Source organism: Actinoplanes philippinensis (genome assembly GCF_900113015.1).
Taxonomy (GTDB): Bacteria; Actinomycetota; Actinomycetes; order Mycobacteriales; family Micromonosporaceae; genus Actinoplanes; species Actinoplanes philippinensis.
In genome coordinates this window covers 209,917-230,414 of sequence record NZ_FONV01000004.1, presented here as the reverse complement: position 1 = coordinate 230,414, position 20,498 = coordinate 209,917, and the positions used below count along the sequence as shown (strand labels likewise).

General features: G+C 72.1%; 18 protein-coding genes. 5 read left to right on the top strand and 13 right to left on the bottom strand.

Going from position 1 to position 20,498, the window contains the following annotated elements:
• Positions 1–6: 6 nt before the first annotated feature.
• From BM290_RS11360 to BM290_RS11340, 5 genes are all read right to left on the bottom strand, one after another.
• Positions 7–831: an amidohydrolase family protein gene (locus tag BM290_RS11360; RefSeq protein WP_093612897.1), complete on the bottom strand. Its 825-nt coding sequence runs from the start codon at positions 829–831 to the stop codon at positions 7–9.
• Positions 828–2,018: a mandelate racemase/muconate lactonizing enzyme family protein gene (locus BM290_RS11355; RefSeq protein WP_093612895.1), complete on the bottom strand. Its 1,191-nt coding sequence runs from the start codon at positions 2,016–2,018 to the stop codon at positions 828–830. The genes BM290_RS11360 and BM290_RS11355 overlap by 4 nt, the downstream gene beginning before the upstream one ends.
• A gap of 28 nt (positions 2,019–2,046) precedes the next feature.
• Positions 2,047–2,955, bottom strand: coding sequence for a carbohydrate ABC transporter permease (locus tag BM290_RS11350; RefSeq protein ID WP_093612893.1), 909 nt, complete (start codon positions 2,953–2,955; stop codon positions 2,047–2,049).
• Between the two features lie 3 nt (positions 2,956–2,958).
• A complete protein-coding gene (locus tag BM290_RS11345; protein WP_244903905.1) occupies positions 2,959–3,804 on the bottom strand; it encodes a carbohydrate ABC transporter permease in 846 nt (281 codons plus the stop codon).
• 83 nt (positions 3,805–3,887) lie between these two features.
• Positions 3,888–5,213 carry an ABC transporter substrate-binding protein gene (locus BM290_RS11340; protein ID WP_239143505.1) on the bottom strand — a complete coding sequence of 442 codons (1,326 nt, stop codon included), beginning with the start codon at positions 5,211–5,213 and terminating at the stop codon, positions 3,888–3,890.
• A 153-nt stretch (positions 5,214–5,366) separates the two neighbouring features.
• Between BM290_RS11340 and BM290_RS11335 the strand changes: the two genes are divergently transcribed.
• Together BM290_RS11335 and BM290_RS11330 are read left to right on the top strand one after the other, a co-directional pair.
• The gene (locus tag BM290_RS11335) at positions 5,367–6,395 is read left to right on the top strand and encodes a zinc-dependent alcohol dehydrogenase (protein ID WP_093612887.1); all 1,029 of its coding nucleotides are present in this window, start codon (positions 5,367–5,369) and stop codon (positions 6,393–6,395) included.
• A complete protein-coding gene (locus BM290_RS11330) occupies positions 6,392–7,147 on the top strand; it encodes an SDR family oxidoreductase (RefSeq protein WP_093612885.1) in 756 nt (251 codons plus the stop codon). The genes BM290_RS11335 and BM290_RS11330 overlap by 4 nt, the downstream gene beginning before the upstream one ends.
• A 122-nt stretch (positions 7,148–7,269) precedes the next feature.
• Here the strand turns inward: BM290_RS11330 and BM290_RS11325 are convergent, their stop codons facing one another.
• The 4 genes from BM290_RS11325 to BM290_RS11310 all read right to left on the bottom strand — a co-directional run bounded on the left by BM290_RS11325 (position 7,270) and on the right by BM290_RS11310 (position 11,115).
• Positions 7,270–8,505 (bottom strand): cupin domain-containing protein, encoded by a 1,236-nt coding sequence (locus tag BM290_RS11325; protein WP_093612883.1) that lies wholly within the window; start codon positions 8,503–8,505, stop codon positions 7,270–7,272.
• A gap of 12 nt (positions 8,506–8,517) precedes the next feature.
• Complete coding sequence (locus BM290_RS11320; RefSeq protein WP_093612881.1) at positions 8,518–8,772, bottom strand: BatC protein; 255 nt, start codon at positions 8,770–8,772, stop codon at positions 8,518–8,520.
• Positions 8,773–8,956: 184 nt separating this feature from the next.
• Positions 8,957–10,438: a sensor histidine kinase gene (locus BM290_RS11315; RefSeq protein ID WP_093612879.1), complete on the bottom strand. Its 1,482-nt coding sequence runs from the start codon at positions 10,436–10,438 to the stop codon at positions 8,957–8,959.
• On the bottom strand, positions 10,435–11,115 hold the full coding sequence (locus BM290_RS11310; RefSeq protein ID WP_093613670.1) for a response regulator transcription factor: 681 nt from the start codon (positions 11,113–11,115) through the stop codon (positions 10,435–10,437). Before BM290_RS11310 ends, BM290_RS11315 begins: the two co-directional genes overlap by 4 nt.
• A gap of 93 nt (positions 11,116–11,208) precedes the next feature.
• On the opposite strand from BM290_RS11310, the gene BM290_RS11305 reads away from it, so the two are divergent.
• Positions 11,209–12,600, top strand: coding sequence for a DUF2079 domain-containing protein (locus tag BM290_RS11305; RefSeq protein WP_093612877.1), 1,392 nt, complete (start codon positions 11,209–11,211; stop codon positions 12,598–12,600).
• A gap of 181 nt (positions 12,601–12,781) precedes the next feature.
• On the top strand, positions 12,782–13,327 hold the full coding sequence (locus BM290_RS11300; protein WP_093612875.1) for a DUF6584 family protein: 546 nt from the start codon (positions 12,782–12,784) through the stop codon (positions 13,325–13,327).
• 67 nt (positions 13,328–13,394) lie between these two features.
• Here the strand turns inward: BM290_RS11300 and BM290_RS11295 are convergent, their stop codons facing one another.
• Complete coding sequence (locus BM290_RS11295) at positions 13,395–13,694, bottom strand: DUF4242 domain-containing protein (RefSeq protein ID WP_093612873.1); 300 nt, start codon at positions 13,692–13,694, stop codon at positions 13,395–13,397.
• A 167-nt stretch (positions 13,695–13,861) separates the two neighbouring features.
• On the opposite strand from BM290_RS11295, the gene BM290_RS11290 reads away from it, so the two are divergent.
• Positions 13,862–15,556 carry an AfsR/SARP family transcriptional regulator gene (locus tag BM290_RS11290; RefSeq protein WP_093612871.1) on the top strand — a complete coding sequence of 565 codons (1,695 nt, stop codon included), beginning with the start codon at positions 13,862–13,864 and terminating at the stop codon, positions 15,554–15,556.
• 510 nt (positions 15,557–16,066) lie between these two features.
• Here the strand turns inward: BM290_RS11290 and BM290_RS11285 are convergent.
• The 3 genes from BM290_RS11285 to BM290_RS11270 form a co-directional block, all read right to left on the bottom strand.
• Entirely contained in the window at positions 16,067–16,504 is a 438-nt protein-coding gene (locus BM290_RS11285; protein WP_093612869.1) for an SPW repeat protein, read from the bottom strand.
• A gap of 275 nt (positions 16,505–16,779) precedes the next feature.
• Positions 16,780–19,746, bottom strand: coding sequence for an ABC transporter permease (locus tag BM290_RS49650; protein ID WP_239143506.1), 2,967 nt, complete (start codon positions 19,744–19,746; stop codon positions 16,780–16,782).
• Positions 19,740–20,477, bottom strand: a complete 738-nt coding sequence (locus tag BM290_RS11270; protein WP_093612867.1) for an ABC transporter ATP-binding protein — start codon at positions 20,475–20,477, stop codon at positions 19,740–19,742. Before BM290_RS11270 ends, BM290_RS49650 begins: the two co-directional genes overlap by 7 nt.
• Between the last annotated feature and the right edge of the window lie 21 nt (positions 20,478–20,498).

The window sequence follows — 20,498 nt, the reverse complement described above, 5'->3', positions numbered from 1 at the left end:
CCGCCGTCACCTGTCCAGCCGGTAGCAGGACGTGGCGGTGGCGGACAGGATCGCCCGGCACTGCGGCGCCGACAGATCCCCGAGCAGGTCGTCCACCGCCGCCCGCCAAGCCACCGGTCCGGCGCCGAGCCGTGCCACCGGCCAGTCCGAGCCGTACATGAGCCGGTCCGGGCCGAAGGCCTCCACGGCCACGCCGACCATCCACCGCAGGCGGCCCGGGTCCCCGACGAGACCGGCCAGGCCCGAGATCTTCGCGTAGACGTGCGGATGAGCGGCCACGGCCCGAAGGCCGTCCTCCCACCTCGGCAGATCGGTGCTGTCCGCGGCGCCTCCGAGGTGGTCGAGCACGAACCGCAGCTCCGGGTGCTCGCCGGCGACCGATGCGGCCAGCGGCAGCTGCCACGGCCTGATCACCAGGTCGAAGCACAGGTCGTGCGCCCCGAGCGTGGCCAGGGCCCGCCCGACGTCGGGGCGGCCCAGCCAATCCGGATCGGGGTCGAGGTGGACCAGGTGCCGGATGCCGACCAGCGGCCGGCGGCCCCCGGCGCGCAACAGGTCCAGTTGCGCGTGGACGTCGGCGGTGAGGTCGATCCAGCCGACCACCCCGGCCGTCCGGTCGCCCGGCTCGCCGAGCAGCCGCCGTGTCTCGGCCAGACTGTTGCTGGCCTGCACCAGGACCGCCCGGTCGATGCCGGTCGCGTCGAGCATCTCGGCGAGGTCGCCGGAGCCGAAGTCGCGGTCGATCGCCGCCATCGACCGAGGATCGATCCACGGCTGCGGGTCGGTGGCCCTGTTCCACAGGTGCACGTGGGCGTCGACGAGGCCGGTCATGCCGGCATCCCGGTGGTCAGCCGGTCCCCGGACGCCGACGCCGTACGCGGACCGTCGGGCACCAGGCGCAGCCCCGCCCGGCCGGGCCGGACGTGCGGCCCGGCCGCACCGGCCACCGGATGGCTCGCCCGGACGGCCTCGATGTGCTCCTCGTCGACGCGGATGCCGATGCCGGGCTCATCGCCCAGGACGATGCCGCCGTCGACGATCTCCTGATCGATCCGGAGCCCGGCCGGCGCGGTGAGGTGCTGGACCTCGAAGGCGAGATGGTTGGGAACCGCCGCGGCCGCGTGCGCCACCGGATTGGCGTGGTAGGTCACCGGGCTCACCGGCAGATCGTGGTAGTGCGCCACCGCGGCCGTCCGCAGGAAGTGGGTGATGCCCCAGACGTTGCCGACCTGGACGATGTCGACGGCGTCGGCGTCCAGCAGCGGCCGGTACTGCTCCAGCCCGGTCAGGTTCTCCCCGGTGGCCACACCCGCACGAATGTGCTGGCGCACCGAGGCGTGCCCGGCGGCATCCCAGCGGCGTACCGGCTCCTCGATCCACGCCAGATCGATCGTGTCCTCCAGCTCGCGGACGTACCGCACGGCCTGGGTGCGGTTCCAGGACTCGTTGGCGTCGAGCATCAGGGCGGGCCGTGCCGAGTTGCGGCTCAGCACCTCCCGGACCGCGACGAGGCGGCGCAGGTCGTGCGTGACGTCGTGGCCGCCCTTGAGCTTGGCGGAGCTGAAGCCGCGATCGGCGAAACGCTCGTACAGACTCACGAGATCGTCGTCGCCGAGGGCGATGTCCAGCCCCGACGCATAGCCGGGCACGAACCGGTCAAGAGCGCCGAGGGTACGCCAGAGCGGCTCGCCGGCCGCCTTCGCCTTCAGGTCCCACAGGGCCATGTCGAGCGCGCCGATCGCCCCGAACGCGGCCCCGGCGTGACCGGTCTTGAACACCCACGCGAGCATGCGGTCGTACAGAGCCGTGACGGCCCGCGGGTCCTGACCCTCGACAGCGCCGAAGACCCGGTCGATGTCGCCGTGGGCGCCGACGCCGACGCCGTCCACGCCGGCGTCCGTCTCGACGATCAGCACGTGCACCTCGGTCTGCTGATCGGGCATCACCCCGTTGGCGTCCCCGGTCAGCCGTCCCCACTCGTGTTTCGTCCGCAGGCTGCGATAGCCGGTGACCTTCATCCGTGCTCCTTGTGGCAAGAGAGGGCCCTCACTCCTTGGTCCCGCCGGCCGTCATGCCGGCGACCAGGAAGCGCTGTGACACTAGAAAGACGATGAGCACCGGCAACACCGAGACCACGGTCGCCAGGGCCAGGGTCGGCAGCTGCACCGATTGTGATCCGGCGGAGCTGGGGTTGAACGCCGGCGTCGAGGCGAGCAGAGAGGTCAGCCCGACCTGCACCGGATAGCCCTCGCTGGAGGGCAGCATCACGAACGGCAGGAAGAAGTTGTTCCAGTTCTGCACGAAGCTGAAGAACGCCACCAGCGCGACGATCGGCGCTGCCAGCGGCAGGGCCACCCTGGTGAAGACCTGCCACTCCCGGCATCCGTCGATCCGGGCGGCGGCGAGCAGGTCACGGGGAATGCTCGTGGAGAAGTAGATGTAGGTCAGGTAGACCCCGAACGGGAAGAACGACATGGGCAGGATCACCGACAGCGGGCTGCCGATCAGTCCTGCCGCGTTGAGCTCGAGGAAGATCGGCAGCACCAGCGCGGTGTTCGGGATCAACATGATGACCAGGGTCAGCACGAGCAGCGCCCGCCGGAACCGGAACTCGGTCAGCGCCAGCGCGTAGCCCGCCGGGATGCTCGCGAACAGCGTGATGACCAGGGCGCCGACGGCGTACCCGGCCGAGTTCGCGATCCAGGTGGTGACCGCACCGTCCTGGAAGGCGAACAGCTGGTTCCAGTTGGTGGCGAGGCCGTCGGCACTGCCGGGCGTGAACGGGGCGCCGACGATCAGGTCCCGCGCGGTCTTGGTGGTGGCCAGCAGCAGCCACAGCATGGGGACGGCGAAGAACAGCACGAACACCGTCACCATCACGGTGATGATCGTCCGGCCGCTCCAGCCGCTGAGGCCCGGCCCGCGGGTGGGGGAGCCGGTGGTCACAGAGGTCATGGTTCAGTCCCGCTCGAACAGGCCGCCGCGCGTCACGAAGACGGCCGACAGCGCCAGGGCGACGACGAGCAGCAGCAGGGAGATCGCCGCCGCCCCGTTGAAATCGTTCTGCTGGAACGCGTACTGGTAGCCGAGCTGGTTGAGCGAGTAGTCGTTCGGCACGACCGCGTTGCTGGCCTGGGACAACAGCTGCGGCTCGACGAACAGCTGAGTGCCGGCCGCGAGCGACATGATGCCCATGTACGAGATCCACTTGCGCAGCATCGGCAGCTGGATGCGCCAGGCGATCTGCGCGGCGCCGGCGCCGTCCATCCGGGCGGCCTCGATCACCTCGTTGCTGATGTTGTTGAGGGCGCCGTACATGATCACGATCCAGCCGCCCGCGCCGGTCCAGAAGGCGATCACGGCGAAGATCACCGGCAGGTTGCCCGGCACGATCACCTGGATGAAACTCTCGAAGCCGAGCAGCCGTAGCAGGCCGCCCGCCGGACCGGCCGTCGGATCGAGGACGAACAGCCACAGCAGCACGCTCGACGCCCCGGCCAGGGCTCCCGGCAGGTAGAAGACGAATCGGAGGGTACGGCTGAGCCAGCGCACCCGGATCGTGTGCACCACGACCGCCAGCAGGGTCACCAGCACGACCAGGGCGACGAGCCAGATGACCAGGTAGAGGGCCACGTGGGTGACCGCCGGCCAGAACCGGAAATCGCCGGTGACCCGGGTGAAGTTGTCCAGCCCGGCGAAACCGCCGGAGGCGTCGGTCAACGCCAGGTACAGGGCGTAGAGAGCCGGCCCGATCCCGAAGGCGATCATCAGGACCACGTACACCGAGACGAAGGCGTAGCTCATCGTGCCGTGCCGGGCGACGGGCGGCCGTGGAGCCGCCCCCTGCCTCGGCACGGCCGCCACGGGGGCGGTGTCGCCGACCATCGTCACTGGACGGTGTACCCGTCGACCTGGGCCTGGTTCTTGATCGCCGTCTGCCACTCGGGAAGCAGCGCGACCAGGCTCTTGCCGTCGGCGAGCGCCGGCGTGATCGTCTTGGCCCAGATGGCCTCCTGGCTGAAGATCCCCGAACCCCAGCCGCTCCAGATCAGCGTGCCCGCGGTGACCACCGGTTTCAGATCGGTGGCGTAGTAGCCGCTCGACTCCTGCTTGGCGATCCACTTCTCGGCGGCGGGGGCATACGCGGGATAGCCCGGCGCGACCTGCACCTGGTACTCGTCGGCGGTGGTGGCGAAGCGCGCGAAGGTCTCGGCGGCCTTCAGGTTCTTCGAGTGGCTGCTGATGAACCACGTGCCGCCGCCGACGTTGCCCGTGACGGCCTCCTCACCCCGCCACGCCGGTGGCGCGGCCACCCCGAGCTGCCCGGCGGGCACGTTGAGGGACTCCGGGTTGTTGAAGATGGCGCCCGCGTACCAGGCCGGGCCGGGCATCGTGAGCACCTTGCCGGAGTACTTCTGCACGAACTCGGGGGTGAAGACGCTGATGTTGGGTGTGGTGCCGTTCTTGATCAGCGTGTCGAGCATGCCGGCGGCGCGCTGACACTGCGGCGTCGTGGTGTTCACGGTGACGGCCTTGGGCCCGGTGATTCCGTTCGCCTGGCACTTGCTGCCCCAGAAGAAGACCTCCGGGGTCCACGCGTCGCCGACGGTGCCGACGATGTATCCGGGGTGCTCCCGGGCGACCTTCTCGCCGAGCGCCTGATAGTCCTCCCAGGTCGCCGGCACCTGATAGCCGAACTGGTCCAGCAGCGTCTTGTTGTACCAGAACACCGCCTGGGCGAGGTCGTTGCGCAGGCAGTAGACCTTGCCCTCCACGGTGCACGGGTTCAGCGCGCCCGCGGTGAACTTGTCGAGGGTCTCCCCGGCCACGAGCCCGCCACTGAGTTCGGCGGCGAAGGCCTGCTTGCCGTTGCTCTTCTGGCTCGCCCAGGCCGCGTCGTTGTTCTGGGTCGAGAAGACGACATCGGGCCAGCCGCTGCCGGCACGGTCGAAGAGCTGAATCTTGGTACGGAACGAGTTGGAGCCGTTCGCCGACCCGTCGTAGGTCACGACCTCGATCGGCACCTCGGGATGGGCCTTCTTGAAGGCGTCGGTGGCCTTGGTGCGGTCCGCGTCCACCCAGACCGTGATGGTCGCCTTCTCGTCCTGGGCGACCTGGGGGAATCCGTAGGAGCCGGTGGTGGGGCCACTGTCATCGCCGCCGCAGCCGGCAAGGGCGAGGGCGAGCACGCCGGCGCCGCCGATGGCTGTCACGACGGAACGGAAGCGGGAAGCGCGGGTGAAACGGACCATGTCGTCGTCCCTTTTCTGAATCTTCCTTATTGACGCCACGTTCATCGACGCGAAATATAAGGGCATACGTATGACGTTTGCAAGGGTCGATTCGACCCGGGGGAGTGAGGTCGCATGCGAGGCACGGCATACGAGGGCGCGGGCCGGCTGCGGACCGTCCCGGTCGACGTCGAGCCGCCCGGGCCCGGCGAGCTGCAGATCGCCGTCGCCTACTGCGGACTGTGCGGCACCGACCTGCACATCGCCCACGGTGACATGGACGCCCGGGTCAGCACGCCGCTGATCTTCGGGCACGAGGCCTCCGGCACCGTGGCGGCCGTCGGCGCCGGCGTGACCGGGTGGGCGGTCGGCGATCCCCTCACCGTCATGCCCCTGATCTGGGACAACTCCTGTGCCGCCTGTCTGGCCGGTCATCAGCACATCTGCCAGAACCTGACGTTCGTCGGCATCGACGCCGCCGGCGCGCTGCAGCAGCGCTGGACCGTGCCGGCCTCGATCGCGGTGCCCCTGCCACCGGGCCTCGACCTGCGCACGGCCGCCCTGGTCGAGCCGGTGGCCGTCGCGCTGCACGACGTCCGCCGCTCCGGCCTGCAGCCCGGAGATCACGCCGTCGTCCTGGGCGGTGGCCCGATCGGCGTGCTGATCGCCACCGTGGCACGCCACGCCGGGGCGCGGGTCCTGGTGGGCGAGATCGACCCGACACGCCGCGCCCTGATCGCCTCGCTCGGCCTCGACGTGCTCGATCCGGAGAACGGGCTGGCCGCCGAGGTCGACCGCCGCACCGCCGGCAACGGCGCCGACGTGGTCTTCGAGGTCTCCGGCGCGGCCGCCGCGGCTCGCGGCGCCACGGCCCTGGCCAGGGTCCGGGGCACCATCGTCATCGTCGCCATCCACGCGGCCGCCCGCGAGATCGACCTGCAGCGGGTCTTCTGGCGTGAACTACGCCTGCTCGGCGCCCGGGTCTATCAGCGATCCGACTTCGAGCGCGCGATCACCCTGCTCGACGAGGGCGTCATCCCGGCACGGCAGCTCATCTCCGGTGTCGTGGCGCTCGACGACACCGCCGGCGCCCTGGCGGACCTGTCCGCCGGCCGGGCCATGAAGATTCTGGTGGATGTCGCCGGGCAGGAGAACCACCGATGAGCTCCCTGTTCGACCTGAGCGGGCGGCTCGCGGTCGTCACCGGCGCGCGCCGCGGGATCGGACGCGCGATGGCCGAGGCGCTGGCCGCCGCCGGGGCGGACATCATCGGCGTGAGCGCACACCTGACCGACGGTGACGAGGTCGCGCGAACGGTGCGGGACCGGGGCCGCTCCTTCGAGGCCCGCGCCGTCGACTTCGCCGACCGGGCGGCCGTCGCCGAACTCGGCGGCGACCTGGCCCGCCGGGCTCCGGACATCCTGATCAACAACGCCGGCATCATCGAGCGCGCCCCCGCGGAGCGGCACCCGCTGCAGTGGTGGGACCGGGTGCTCGAAGTCGACCTGTCCAGCCAGTTCGTACTCACCCAGCTGGTCGCCGCGCCGATGCTGGCCCGCGGCCACGGCAAGATCATTTTCACGGCGAGCCTGCTGAGCTTCCAGGGCGGGATCAACGTGCCCGGGTACGCCGCCGCCAAGTCCGGGATCGCCGGGCTCACCCGGGCGCTGGCCAACGAGTGGGCCGGCCGTGGCGTGAACGTCAACGCCATCGCCCCCGGCTACATAGCCACCGACAACACCGCCGCGCTGCGCGACGACCCCGACCGGTCACGCTCGATCCTGGAACGGATCCCGGCCGGTCGATGGGGACAGGGCGGTGACCTCGGTGGCAGCGCCGTCTTCCTCAGCTCGGCGGCCTCCGACTACGTCTCCGGAGTGGTCCTGCCGGTGGACGGCGGATGGCTCGGGCGCTGACCGGCGACGCCGGCCGCGCCGGGCCCACGAGCCGTCCCCGGCCGGCGGGCGGTGTCGGTCCGGCGCCCCGGAAATCCGCCGACCGGGCCGCCCGGTGCGCTCGCCCGCCGTACCCGAGCCGGTCACGCGGGCACCAGGACCCCCTCGGTGAGCAGCCGCCGGATCAGCACCAGACGGTCGGCGTCGTCGTCCAGCGGAAGATCGCCGACCCGGTGCGGGGCGCCGTCGAGGACGAGGCGCAGCGCCGGCTCGCAGAACCCCGGGAAGGTCAGCGAACGATCGGTGGACTGCAGCGTCACCTGGCCGTCAGGCTGCCGGCCGAGCCGCCACGGCAGGCCCGGACGCACGGTCACCGCGCTGGACGGTCCGAGCGCGTCGGCGAAGTCGAGCTGCGCGAGGGGGCTGAGCGGCGCCGGGCGGGACGCCGGCCAGGATCGCTGTCGCAGCCGATCGGCGAGCTGCGCCGGTTCCACGGTGGTGAGCCAGGAACGCAGCGCGTCGACGGTCTCGGCCAGCTCACCGCTGACCGCGTCCGGATCGGTGGGGTCGAAGCCGTACGGGAGCGTCGCCCGCAGCCGGGGGTCGGCCATCGCCAGCGTGAGCAGTTCCTCGACCAGGGCGTACCGGGTCAGGCCGCGGATGCCGACGGTCAGGTGCAGCGACCGGCCGCCGAGCGCTCGCGCCGAGTGCAGCCAGCCTCGTGGCAGGTAGAGGGCATCGCCGGGGGCCAGGACCACGTCGAGCGCCGGTTCGCCCTGGGCGGTGGCGGCCACCTCGTCGGCGCGGCCGCCCCACGGCTGCCGTTCCAGCGGATCGGGCAGCACCGGCGGATGGATGTGCCACTGCTTGGTGCCGTCGACCTGCAGCACGAACACGTCGTGAGTGTCGTAGTGGGTGCTGAAACCCTGACTCGACGGCGGGGTCAGATAGGCGTTGATCTGCAGCGGGCGGCGCAGGTCGGCGCCCAGGCGGCCGGCGAAGTCGATCAGCGGCGGCCACAGCCGGTGCAGGCCCTGCAGGACCACTGTCGCGCCGTCGGCGTACAACCGCATGATCTGCTCGTCGAGGACCTGGTCGGAGATCTCCGCGCCGACGCCCCCGCCGCCGGTGTAGCGGCCGCCGGGCAGCACCTTGCCCTGCCGGGCCACCCGCACGAACGGGGTCCGCAGCCCACGCCGGCTGAGCAGCTCGTCCACGGCGGGCGGGGAGAGCAGGCCGGTGAAACCGTCCGGGCCGCCGAGGTCGGCGGCCCGGGACAGCAGCGGCTCCCGGCCCCAGTGGGTGGCGGCGAACTCGTCCGCGGCGACGGAGATCACCCGGGACAGAGCGGTGGCCGGCCGGTTCTGGGTCGTGGTCATCCGGGGACCGTCTCAGGCGCTGCCGTCGGCGCCACCGTCATGACCGGCCACGTCGGCCCCGCCGTCGGCCGGTCCCTCCTCCGCCGCGCCACCGTCGGCGCCGCCGTCGTGCGTGCCCGGGTCGGCGCCGCCGTCCGCCGGGCCCTCACCGGAGGCGCCGCCGTCCGCGCCACCGTCGTGACCGATCGGGTCGGCGCCGCCGTCGGCCGGTCCCTCGTCCGACGGGTCGGCCGGACCGGAGCTGATGTCGTCGTTGCTGAGTGTCATGAAGATCCCTCGCCTGGCCGGGGCTCTCGCGATGTCGAAAGCCGTCAGCCGGCTCATACCCGGCCACGATCACTTCATGCGACGAGCCCTCGTCCGGTCGACGGGAAGCCGACGGACGCCGGAGCCGGCGGCGTGGCCGCGGTCCTTTCCGCGCGCGATCACAGAGGACTGCCCGGCCGGCCTGTCACGCGACGGCCGCGGTCACCGTCAGCTCCAGCGTCGTGCCCGGCAACGGCCGGTCGGCCACCCGCAGCGTGCCGTCGAGCTGCGCTGCCAGCTCGCGCGCGAGCGACAGTCCGAGACCGGTGCCACCCGCGTCCCGGTCGCGGGCGGCGTCCAGCCGGGTGAACCGGTCGAAGATCCGCTCGCGGTCGGCCGGGGCGATGCCGGGACCGTCGTCCTCGACCTCGACCCGCAGGCGTATCCGCCCGGAGCCGGCCGGCGAGACGCCGACTCCGATCTCGACACGGCCCCCGGCATGACGGACGGCATTGTCGAGCAGGTTGCGCATGATCCGCTCGATCGCCGAGCGACCGAGCCGTACCCGTACCGGCGGATGCTCCCGGCAGGTCACGGTGACCCCGTCGCGGGTCACGGTCTCCGCGGCGATCCGGGTCAGCAGCGCCACCAGCTCGACCTCGGTCTCCGGCTGCGGCCGCGCAGTGCCCGCGTCCAGGCGGGCCAGCAGCAACAGGTCGTCGGCGAGGGTGGTGAGCCGCTGCGCCTGGGCCACCGCGGACGCCGCGGCCGCCGGCCAGTCCGTGCGGTCCGGGTAGGCCAGCGCCACCTCCAGGCCGGCCCGCAGGCTCGCCAGCGGACTGCGCAGCTCGTGCGCGGCGTCGGAGACCATCCGGCGCTGCGCCCGGTCGGCCCGTTCCAGCCGTTCCAGCATCGCGTTGATGGTGACCGCCAGCGCCGCGATCTCGTCGCCGGTGGCCGGCACCGCGACCCGGTCGGACAGGCGGCTCGCCGTCACCTCCGCGGTACGGGCCCGGATCGCCTCGACCGGGCGCAGCGCCCGGCGGGCGGCCAGCCACGCGACCAGGGCCACCAGAGCGACAGCCAGGGGTACGGCGAGAAGCAGCACCCGGTCGGCCGTCGCCACCGCGCGCTCGGCCGCCAGCGGAGTGACCACCACGTACACCGCGATCGGGGCGGCGGTGATCCCGTCCGGCCCCGGAGGCACGCTGTAGTCTGCCTGGTCGACGAGGACGCGCACGCCGGTCACCGTCCGGCCGTCGAGGGGGTTGCGCCCCGGCCGGTCCGCCAGCCGTACCGACGCGTACGTCTCCGGCACATCCATCACGGTCGTCGCGGGCAGCGGATCCGCCGGCGGCATGACGGCCCGCCCACCGGTGCGGTACGGCTCCAGGTCGCTGCTGCCGGTCAGCAGCGCACCGTGGGTGTCGACCACCTCGAACGTCACGTCGGGATAGAAGGACTGCTGCAGTTCCAGCGCACCCCGGCCGGGATGGCTGACCACTGCCAGGCCCATGGCGTTGGCCTGCCGCACCGCGCTCTGCAGGCCGGCTTCGAGCTGCTGCTGCCCGACCAGGTGACGGGCCCAGAGGCCGCCGCCCACCAGCACCACGGCCGCTGCTGCTGCTGCGGCGACCGCGGACCGCGCCCGCACCGACCGTCGCCCGCCGGACGGCAACCGGATCATCCTCGGGCGCGATCGTCGACCAGCCGGTAGCCGACGCCCCGGACCGTGCACAGGCTGTTGCGCCCGAACGGCAGATCCACCTTGCGGCGCAGCCGGCCCACCCGTACCTCGACCAGATTGGGATCCTCCACCTCGTCGGGCCAGACCTGGCGCAGGATGTCGGTCTTCGGCACCGGCTCGCCGGCCCGGTGCGCCAGCAGGTCCAGGATCGCGAACTCGCGCGGTGTCAGCGGGATCGGCACCGTGCCGCGGTGGCAGGTCCGGGCGGCCCGGTCCAGGACCAGGTCGCCGACGGCCAGCCGGACCGGAACGGCGGCCGGCCCCCGGCGCACCAGCGCCCGCAGCCGCGCGACCAGCACCGGATAGGAGAAGGGCTTGCTCAGGAAGTCGTCGGCGCCGGTGTCGAGCGCCTCGATCTGGTCATAGTCGCCGTCCTTGGCGGTCAGGACCAGGATCGGGGTACGGATGCCCTCGCGCCGCAGCGTCGCGCAGACCCGGTAACCGTTCAGGCCCGGCAGCATCAGATCGAGCAGGATGCCCGCGTAGTCCTCGAAGCGGGCCAGCTCCAGCGCGGTCAGCCCGTCGCGGGCGACGTCCACGGTGTAGCCCTCAGCCGTCAATCCCCGCTGCAGGATCTCCGCCAGCTCGGGTTCGTCCTCGATCACCAACACGCGCATGGGCTGCAGCATGGCACGGCCCGTCACGCGTACCTGATCATCTCGTCAGGTCGGGTCAGGTTCCGGTCAGCCGGTCCGGCGCAGGGTCATCCCATGATCATCACTGCGCCCGAGGTCATCCCGGCGCCGCCCGCCCCGCCGTCGCGCCGGACCGCCACCGTGCTCTCCTGGTCCGTCGCCGGGGCGCTGGCGGCGGCGTACCTCCTGCTGTCGGTGCTCAACCACCGGCGACTGCACACCACCGGGTTCGACCTCGGGATCTTCGAACAGGCGGTCCGTTCGTACGCCGAGGGCGGGCCCGGGCTCGTACCCCTCAAAGGACCCGGATTCCCGCAGCTCGGTGACCATTTCGCGCCCGTCCTGGCGCTGCTGGCGCCGGTGTACCGGGCCGCCCCCTCCGCGGTGACCCTGCTGGTGGTCCAGGCGCTGCTGCTGGCCGTCGCCGCCGTGCCGATCGTGTCGTTCGCCCACCGGCGCCTCGGCCTCCTGGCCGCGATCACCGCCGGCGCCGGATACGGCCTGTCCTGGGGGATCGCGCAGACCGTCGGCTTCGACTTCCACGAGGTGTGCTTCGCCGTCCCGCTGCTGGCGTTCAGCCTGGTCGCGGTCGCGGAACGCCGCCCGCGGGCAGCCGCGCTGTGGGCCCTGCCGCTGCTGCTGGTCAAGGAAGACCTGGGACTCACGGTCGCCGCGATCGGCGTGCTCCTCGCGGCGTACGGCGCCCGCCGGCTCGGCGCCGGGCTGGCCCTCGCCGGAGCGGCCGGCACGGCGCTCGCCATGGGAGTCGTCATCCCCGCGCTCAACCCCCACGACGACTACGCCTACACGGCGACCGTCGCCGCCGGGCTGTACCAGCAGGGGGCTCAGGTCAAACTGCTGACCGTGCTCACCCTGCTGGCGCCCACCGCCGGAGTCGCGTTGCGCTCACCGCTGCTGCTGGTGGCGGTGCCGACCCTGCTCTGGCGCTTCACCTCCGGCAATCCCAACTACTGGGGCACCGGCTTCCACTACAGCGCCGTCCTCATGCCCGTCATGATGGTGGCCTTCGTCGACGGCGTCGCCCGCTGGCGGGCCGCGGGCGGGCGCCTCCGGTCGTCCCTCGCCGTCGTCGCGTACGCGGTCAGCCTGACTGTCACCGTGGCTCTGCTGCCCCGCTATCCGCTGGCACAGCTCGCGTCGGCGCAGACGTGGCACGGCGACCCGCGCGCCGCCGCCGCCCATCGCGTGCTCGACCTCATCCCGGACGGCGCGACGGTGTCGGCCGCCAACCAGCTCGCGCCCCAGCTGACCGGACGCACCACAGTCACCCTGTTCGGCACCGACTATCCGGGGCCGGCGCCGCAGTACATCGTCTTCGACAGCCGGCATCCGGGTTTCCCCCTCGGCCGTGACAGTCAGCGCCGCCGGGTCGAGGCCGCGCAGGCCACCGGCTATCGCACCGTGGCCCAGGACGACGGCTTCGTACTTCTGACGATTCTCCGATGAGCCGGCCGGTGCCTGCCGTTCTCCGATGGGCGGGCCGGTGCCTGCCGTTCTCCGGTGCCCGCCGTCGACATGACCCGTTGCGGGTCGCGGGAGGTGACCGCTCGGGCGGGCCGCCCGCCGGTCGGGCAGACCGGACATCAGGCCGGGCCCCGGACTGGACGGGCGTGGGCACAATCGGGGCGTGGCGAAACCCGAAGCCCTCCTGCGCGTGGAAGCCGACCTCGAACACGGCCGCGTCCGCTCGGCGATCCAGCGGCTCGGCGGTCTGATCTCCGCATACCCGCAGGATCTCGAACTGCGTGCCCGCCTCGCCGACGCCTGCCGTCGGGCCGGCGACGTACCCGAGGCGGGTCGCTGGGGTTTCCTCACCGAGGACGCAGAGCCGCACGAGATCGCAGCGTTCACCAGGAAGAACCGGTCCGCCACAGACCGGCTGCGGCTTCTCCACCTCCATGGTGAGGAACCCCGCGGACTCGGGCCGCTCGCCCAGCCCCGCTATGCCGAACTGGCCGCCGATGCCGCGCGAACCGATGTCCGCCCACCGAAGGACGATGCCCTCCCGCCCGTCCCGCGAACCGCATCGCGGCCGGCCGCCCCGGCGCCGCCTCTCGGCTGGTCGCTGGTCGACCTCCTGACGGCGCTCGCGGTCTTCGGCCCCGTCACGGTGGTGGTCTGCGTCGTGATCTACGAACTTGTCGCCGCCGTCTTCGCATCCCCACACCCGTAGCCCTCCGCCGTCCATGGCAGGGGGACCTCTTCAACAGTCCCTGGCCGTGGTGTCACCTGGCGCGGAGCTACTGAGCCGGCTGATCGTCGCCGCGGCCGGCTGCCGTCGACGGCCCGATCACGGCGGCGATCTCGGTGACCACGTCGGCGGGGAATCCGCCTTGGCGGGCATGCTCGAGGATGGTGTCGGCGTGGTCGGTCTCGTGGACACAATAGAGGGTGTCACCGGCGACGTACGTGGTGATCCACCGGTAGGGGACGCCGAGGCCGGCGACCACGGCGTTGGACCTGGCCGCGATGTCGGCCAGTTCCTCGGCGCTGAGGGTGCCGGCTCCGGAGACGTGGCGTTCGATGATGAACTGAGGCATGGCTTCTCCTTGCTGACGATGTCCTGGATCGGACTCGTCCACAGTCGGCGCCGGCCGTGTGACGTGGCGTTTGCCCGCGACGACCGGGCGCGCACACGCGTGGGCACACGCCGGCCCGGTCTGATGGTCGACAGCGCCGTCGGAGGCGCCGTGCACAGGAGGTTCCCGTGGTGAAGGTGCGGCTGCTCGGAGTTCCCGCGATCGAAGGGCCGGACGGTTCGCTGCGTGAGGTTCGCGGCCACAAGCCGTGGGCGGTCCTGGCCCGGCTGTTGCTCTCCGACCGGCCGTTGCGCCGGCAGCAACTGGCCGCCGAACTGTTTCCCGACACGGTGGACCCGCTCGGCTCGCTGCGCTGGTGTCTGGCTGCGCTGCGCAAGGCGATCGGGTCGTCGCAGGTGTTCACCGGCGATCCCATATCGGTGACCCTGCCCGCTGGTGTCCGGGTCGACGTACTGGAGCTGATGGCCGGCCGGATCGACACGACGGACGTCGGGGATCTCCTGGACGGCGTGCCGGTCGCTTCCGGTCCGGAGTTCTCCACCTGGCTGCTCGTCACCCGCGAGCATGTGGCGGCCAGGACTGATGGGCTGCTGCGCGAAGCCACGATCACGGCGCTGTCGCGGGAGCAGTACGACGTGGCGGTGCGTCTTGCCGAGCGGGCCGCCGGCCGTACACCGTTGGACGAGGGCGCCCAGGTGATGCTGGTGAAGAGCCTCGCGCTGGCTGGTCGAGCCCGGGCGGCGGCCAGCCATGTGCTGCGCGTGGAGCAGCTGTTCCGTACCGAGCTGGGCTGCGATCCGTCGCCCGCGCTTCGCAGCGCCGCCCGGCCCTCCGTCGCCGCGCCACCCCCGGGGATCCCGGCTGCCACGCTGGCCGGCTCGTTGCTGGAGGCCGGCCGGGCCGCGCTCGCCGCCGGCGCGGTCGAGGCGGGGTTGGACTGTCTGCGACGGGCGGGCGGGCACGCCGAGGCCACCGGTGACCCGAGGCTTCTCGGGCAGACCTTCTTCGAGTTGGGCACCGCTCTGATCCATGCGGTACGCGGCTTCGACGACGAGGGCTGCATCCTGCTGGGCCAGGCGGTCGAACAGGCGATCATCGCCGGGGACCAGCGCACCGCGGTGCGGGCGCTGCAGGAGCACGGCTACGCCGACGCACTGGCCGGACGCCGCCCTCAGGCAGCCGAACATCTCGGCGAAGCGCGCCGGCTGGCCGGCTCGCAGCCGGAGCTGTTGGCCGGCGTGGAGGCGGTGACCGCGTTCAATCTCGCCGACTGGGGCCGGCTGACCGAGGCGCTGCCCGGGTACGAGACCGCACTCGATCTGGCCCGTCGCGTCGCGGACCGGCGTCGCGAGGCGTGGATCCTGACGCTCAGCGGCTGGGCGTGCCTGAGGGAGGGCGATGTCGCGGGCGCTGTGAGCAGGCTGTCGCAGGGCTTGTCAGTGGTTCGTGAGCTGCGCTGGGTGTCCTTCGAACCGATGCCGCTGGCCGCGCTTGCCGAAGCGGCCGTCACCTCGGTCGACCGGGCCGAACTCGAACGCTGCTTCGCCCTGAGCTGCCAGCTGGGCGACCCGTGCTGGGAAGCGGCCAGCGGGCGGGTGCTCGCCCTGCACCACGCGCATCGCGGTGACGCCGGACAGGCCGTCCGGTGGATCACCGACGCCCGCGTGCGGGGCATGCGACGCAGCGACACCTGGGTCGGCATGCTCGCGACGATTCTCATCACCGAGGCCGAGTTGCGCGCCGTGGCCGGCGACGCGGCCGGTGCCGCGGCGTCCGCTCGGGAGGCCGTGGTCCTGAGCGCTCGTGCGCACCTCGACCAACTGCTGGCCCGCAGCACGGCCCTGCTCGGTGGGATCGCCTGACGGCACCGCCGCCGGCCGCTCTGTTCAAATCCGTCTCGACCCACCCTCTGGACATCGCATCACCGCGGCGGCGACAGCCGGCCGTCTGGACTTCCTCCGGATCTTCATGGCCGATGTGGGCGGCCCCGACCTCGGCGCCCTGATCAGCGGGCACTTCGCATTCATCACGCTGACCGGGATGATCCGGTCCGTCTCGCTCCGGACGACCGTCGAACGTGCCGTCCCACGGGAGCGGCTCGCCTTCACCGGCAGGTTCCCGGCGCCTCGGCCGCCGCCCAGGGCTCCGCTTGTGGATGCGGATGCTTGCCCGGGCGGCGGCGCCCCGGGCCGGATGGAGACATCGAAGCCTGGAGAAGATCGGCCCTGCACCGAAGAAGTACAGCGACGAGTTGCGTGGGCGTGCGACCCGGTCGGCGGTCGAGGCCGTCGGGATCCGGCGTCCGTGGCTGGGCGATGTAGCTGTGTAGCCGGCCCCGGGCAGTGGCCGCGGATCGCCGAATCCGGCCGTGCTCAGTCTTGTGCGGCGGCCGAGGTCAGAATGGCGACGGCCGCGGCGCCCAACACCATGATCACCGCTCCGGTCAGGACATTGTTGATCATTATGGGTGTGCTGCTCGCGGACCGTTCGATGATCCACTGAGAGACCACCACCCACGCCCCGATCACGGCGCTCGCCCAGCTCAGCCGCACCATGCGCTGGGGCATCAGCGTGAGCCCGAGCGCCGTGACGGCGACCGCGATGCCCATCACCAGGTTGCTGACCCGGACGCCCGGCGCGGTGACGTCGAAACCGACCACCCAGGGCGAGACGGCGAGCCACAGGCCGGCCAGCAGGGTGGTCCCGTCAGTGATCACCGCGGGGCCACTGGCGGCGGCCCGTTCATACCGAGCCTGCATCTCAAGCAGGTCCGGATGGGTGGCCATGGGCGCGTACGCAATCTTCTCCATCGTCTTCTCCCGCTTCCGTGAGTAGTGACACCTTTCCGTGTAGGTACCCGCTGACCAGCAGAAACAACAGCGGATCGGGTCGATGCGACAAGGTGCTCCGGCGGCTACCGGCGCCGCTACCGGCCGGGAGGCAAATGCGGCGAGCCGGGCGATGGGCCCCGGGCCGCAGCCCTCCCCGCCCGCGCGGGGTCTGGCTGGTCCGTATTGTGTCTGGCTGGTTCGTGCGGGAGGCTGGCTGATTCGTTCGGGGTCTGCCTGGTCCGTTCAGGTTCTGGCTAATGCCGGGTGCCGGCCAGTTCGGCGGGGCGTGTCCTCAGCGCCATGGCGGCAGGGAGGACCGCAGCCAGGACCGCGATGACGGCACAGACGATCAGCGTCGCGGCCAGATCGGCCCACGGCACGGTCAACGGCACCCACACCGACAGAGTGGCCAGGGCGGCCCAGATGCCCAGCAGGTTCAGAGCTGTCACCAGCAGGCCGAGGATCGCGCCGACCACGACTACGGTCAATGCCTCGGCCGCCACCAGGCGCAGCACCTGCATTCTCGTCGCGCCGGTCAGACGCAGTACCGCCATCTCGCGGACCCGGTCAGAGGTGGCCATCACCATCGTGTTCGCGATGGCGATACCGGCGTACAACAGGGCGATCCCGAGCACCACCAGATAGCCCACCTGTGTTTGGCGGCTACTCTGCGGAAGCTGCGCCGCCAGCCACTGCTCACGGGTCTGCACCAACATCGTGGTGGACCCGGCCGATCCCTCGACAGCCTCGCCGCCCTCGGCATCGAGGCCGTGTCGCCCGGGTGGATCGGTCGGACCGGTGCCCGCCGTGCCTCCGCCGCTCTCCCGTCCGGGTGGGCTGGTTTCAGCCGTGATGGGGCTGTCCTCCCGCTTTGGTGGGCTGGTTTCAGCCGTGCCTTGGCTGTTTTCCCGCCTTGGTGGGTTTGTCTCAGCCGTGCCAGCGCTGCTTGCTCGTCCGCGTGGGCTGGTTTCAGCGGTGCGGGGGCCGCTTTCCCGCTCTGGTGGGTTTGTCCCAGGTATGCGGGGGCTGCTTTGCCGGCCGGATGGGCTTGTTTCAGTCGTGCGGGGAGTGCCCTGATCCGGCAGGCCGGTTGGTGGCGGGTCTGTGCGGCCGTTCCGGGACGACGAGTCGAGCAGGCGGCGGACCTCTGCCTCACCGGAGCGGGAGTCACTGCCCGGCAGCCAGGACAGTTCGAGGGTGTCGGGCTGGGCGCCGCCGGCATTGTGTGGGGTCACGTAGACGCCGTTGCCGCCGGTGCCGGTGGCCAGAACCGCGACGATGCGCAGAGCACGTGGAGTGCCATCGCCGAGCCACACCTGGACACGGTCGCCGAGAGTGCGGGCCGCCCACTCCTCGTTGACGATGATGCCGTCGTCGGTGAGGTCACCCGGGTCGCCCGCCTTGACCGGCAACCGGCGCACCGCGGTCAAGGTTTCCGGATCGACCGCCCGCGCCTGGGAACGGACCAGAGCCACCCCGTCCTCAAGGGTGTAGACGCTGGTCGAAGCGCTGGTCATCACCTGCGCTCCGGGTACGGCCCGGATCGCGGCCAGGGTGCGGGCGTCCGGCACACCGGTGACGATCAGGTCGGCGACCGTACTGTCGCTCAGCTCCGTGGCCTTCGCCCTGGTGATCGTGGCGGTGGTGCCGAGCAGGGAACCGGCCAGCGCCACGGTGATCAGGATCGGGGCGGCCACGGCTGCGGTCCGGCGCAGGCTCGCGCTCGTGTTCTCCCGCATCAGCATTCCGGTCGCGCCGGGCAGCCGGGCGGGAAGCCACGCCACCAGCCGGGCGAGCGGGCCGGCCAGCACCGGCGCCAGCAGCGCCACCGCCGTGATCAGCAGCATCGGCTGGGTGGTGTACGTCTTGCGGTGCAGCACCTCGCCCGGGTCGGTGAGCAGCCGCCAGCAGAGCAGCCCCAGCCCGGCCGCCAGGAACCCGACCCCGAAGATCCACCGGCCCGCGGTCATGGCACGGCTGTCGACGGACGCCTCCCGCAGCGCCTCGGTGGGCCGCACGCGCCCGGCGCGGATGGTCGCGACCACGACTCCGGCGAGCGCGACGAGCAGGCCGGTCCAGAACGCGACATGATACGGCCAGCGATGATCGCCGATCGTGAACCAGGCCGGTGCCAGCCGTTCCTCGACGAGAACACCGGCCAGCCAGGGCGCACCCAACGACCCGAGGAGGCAGCCGGCCGCGGATGCCACGGCCCCGGCGACGACCGCCTCGGCGAGCACCGACCGCCGGATCTGCCGCGGCGTCGCGCCGGCCATGCGGAGCAGCCCCATCTCACGGCGCCGCTGGGCGACCGCGAAGGCGAACGTCGACGCGACCACGAACACCGACACGAACGTGGTGATCCCGCCCGCGGTGCCGAGCAACGCGTTCATCGCGACCAGGGAGTCGCTGTCACGATCCGGGTCGGGGTCGGCCCGCCGCCGGTCGTCGCCGGTGAGGACCTGCACGCCAGGGAATCTGCCGGCGATCTCCCGCACCCTCTCCGGTGCGGCATCCACCGCCAGGTTGTCGATCCGCGGCGCAATCGACGCGGCCGTGTCATCGGTGAAGAACACCGCGCGCTCGAACGTCACCGGCGCCAGCACTCCGGCCACCGTGTAGTCGCCGCGGCCGGACGGCGTCCGCAGAGAAATCGTCCGGCCGACGATCGCGGGGTCCGCGGCCAGCGCGACCTCGGCCCCCTCACGAGGCTCACGACCGGCCACGAGCCGATGGCCGCCGAGCCCGGCGACCGCCCACGGATGCCCGACCAGGTCACCGACCTCACCGATGCCGGCACCCGCTGCATCGGCTCCCGCGGCACCGGAGTGTGGTGGGTCGTTGTCGCCGGGGTGAGAGGGCGGCGGAGCGGAGCCGGCGGCGCCGGACGGTGGGAAGGCGGCGCGGACCGGGAAGGAACGGTCGATCACGGTCGGTCCTGTTCTTGCCAGGATGGCGGCCAAGGCGGGTGGGATCGCGTGCGGATCGGCCAGCGGCTGACTGCGGTCGCCGATGCGGGTGGGGACTCGCAGCTCGTCGGCGCCGCGGACCACCACTGCCGCGCCGGCCAGGCGTGACGGGTGCTGGGGCGGGGCGTCCACCGTGGAGGCCAGGGCCAGGCCCATCGTGGCGATCAGGGCCACACCCAGGCACAGCGCCACGAACGTGCCGACCAGCGACGCCCAGCGGGCACGCAGGCTGCTCAACGTCACGATCAGCACGCCGGTGCCTCCATCCGGGTCATCCGGGACGCGACCGCCTCGGGAGACGGGGCGTCCAAGGTGCCGTGCAGACGGCCGTCGGCCAGGAACACCACGCGGTCGGCGTGGGCGGCCGCGACCGGGTCGTGGGTGACCATCACGATCGTCTGGCCGCCGTCGTCGGCCAGGGCGCGCAGCATCCGCAGCACCTCACGCCCGGTCGACGAGTCGAGGGCCCCGGTCGGCTCGTCACCGAACAGCACCTGCGGGCGGGTGATCAGGGCGCGGGCGATCGCCACCCGCTGCTGCTGGCCGCCGGACATCTCCTGTGGCCGGTGCCGGGCCCGGTCGGCCAGACCGACCCGCGCCAGCGCCTCGCGGACCTCGCCGTCGGCCGGCCGGCGGCCGGCCAGCCGCATCGGCAACGCCACATTCTGCTCGGCGGTCAGGGTGGGCAGCAGGTTGAACGACTGGAAGACGAACCCGATCCGGTCGCGGCGCAGCCGGGTCAGCCGGGTCTCGTCGAGTCTGGTCAGGTCGGTGTCGCCGAGCAGCACCGTGCCGGAGGTCGGCCGGTCGAGCCCGGCCGCGCACTGCAGCAGCGTCGACTTGCCGGACCCCGACGGCCCCATGACAGCGGTGAAGGTGCCCTCGCCGAACGAGAACGTGAGATCGTGCAGGGCTGTCACCGCGGCGTCGCCGGAGCCGAACCTCCGGACGACGCGGCGCAACCGGATCGCGTCACGGGTCATGCGCCAACCCTGCCGCCGGGA

What these genes read in the sequence shown, in the direction of transcription:
- BM290_RS11360 (WP_093612897.1), bottom strand. Translation starts at nt 831, where the DNA reads ATGACCGGCCTCGTCGACGCCCACGTGCACCTGTGGAACAGGGCCACC.
- BM290_RS11355 (WP_093612895.1), bottom strand. Translation starts at nt 2,018, where the DNA reads ATGAAGGTCACCGGCTATCGCAGCCTGCGGACGAAACACGAGTGGGGA.
- BM290_RS11350 (WP_093612893.1), bottom strand. Translation starts at nt 2,955, where the DNA reads ATGACCTCTGTGACCACCGGCTCCCCCACCCGCGGGCCGGGCCTCAGC.
- BM290_RS11345 (WP_244903905.1), bottom strand. Translation starts at nt 3,804, where the DNA reads ATGAGCTACGCCTTCGTCTCGGTGTACGTGGTCCTGATGATCGCCTTC.
- BM290_RS11335 (WP_093612887.1), top strand. Translation starts at nt 5,367, where the DNA reads ATGCGAGGCACGGCATACGAGGGCGCGGGCCGGCTGCGGACCGTCCCG.
- BM290_RS11330 (WP_093612885.1), top strand. Translation starts at nt 6,392, where the DNA reads ATGAGCTCCCTGTTCGACCTGAGCGGGCGGCTCGCGGTCGTCACCGGC.
- BM290_RS11325 (WP_093612883.1), bottom strand. Translation starts at nt 8,505, where the DNA reads ATGACCACGACCCAGAACCGGCCGGCCACCGCTCTGTCCCGGGTGATC.
- BM290_RS11320 (WP_093612881.1), bottom strand. Translation starts at nt 8,772, where the DNA reads ATGACACTCAGCAACGACGACATCAGCTCCGGTCCGGCCGACCCGTCG.
- BM290_RS11315 (WP_093612879.1), bottom strand. Translation starts at nt 10,438, where the DNA reads ATGATCCGGTTGCCGTCCGGCGGGCGACGGTCGGTGCGGGCGCGGTCC.
- BM290_RS11310 (WP_093613670.1), bottom strand. Translation starts at nt 11,115, where the DNA reads ATGCGCGTGTTGGTGATCGAGGACGAACCCGAGCTGGCGGAGATCCTG.
- BM290_RS11305 (WP_093612877.1), top strand. Translation starts at nt 11,209, where the DNA reads ATGATCATCACTGCGCCCGAGGTCATCCCGGCGCCGCCCGCCCCGCCG.
- BM290_RS11295 (WP_093612873.1), bottom strand. Translation starts at nt 13,694, where the DNA reads ATGCCTCAGTTCATCATCGAACGCCACGTCTCCGGAGCCGGCACCCTC.
- BM290_RS11285 (WP_093612869.1), bottom strand. Translation starts at nt 16,504, where the DNA reads ATGGAGAAGATTGCGTACGCGCCCATGGCCACCCATCCGGACCTGCTT.
- BM290_RS11270 (WP_093612867.1), bottom strand. Translation starts at nt 20,477, where the DNA reads ATGACCCGTGACGCGATCCGGTTGCGCCGCGTCGTCCGGAGGTTCGGC.